General features: G+C 62.6%; 1 protein-coding gene. It reads right to left on the bottom strand.

The genetic code is table 11. From position 1 onward, the window contains the following. On the bottom strand, positions 1 to 203 hold a 203-nt coding region (locus IF22_RS33535), incomplete at both ends, for an RICIN domain-containing protein (RefSeq protein ID WP_036412956.1).

Here is a 203-nt window from a genome sequence, read left to right as displayed (position 1 = left end):
AGTCGTCGTACTGCACGATGTTTCCGCCGTCGGCGGTCGAGGCGCCCTGCACCTCCATCACCTTGTTGCTGTTCCGATTGATCAACCGGACGTAACCGCCGTCGGAGTCGGCCAACCGGAACTGCTGGTTGGTGCTGTTGTTGTCGCTCCACTGCACGATTGCGCCGCCGTTGGCGGTCGAGAAGCCCGAGACGTCCAACACC

Origin of the sequence: Micromonospora parva (assembly GCF_000718515.1) — a bacterium.
In the GTDB taxonomy this organism is placed as follows: Bacteria; Actinomycetota; Actinomycetes; order Mycobacteriales; family Micromonosporaceae; genus Micromonospora; species Micromonospora parva.
Note: the sequence above shows the minus strand (reverse complement) of the source record. Positions and strands in the feature narration are given on the sequence as shown.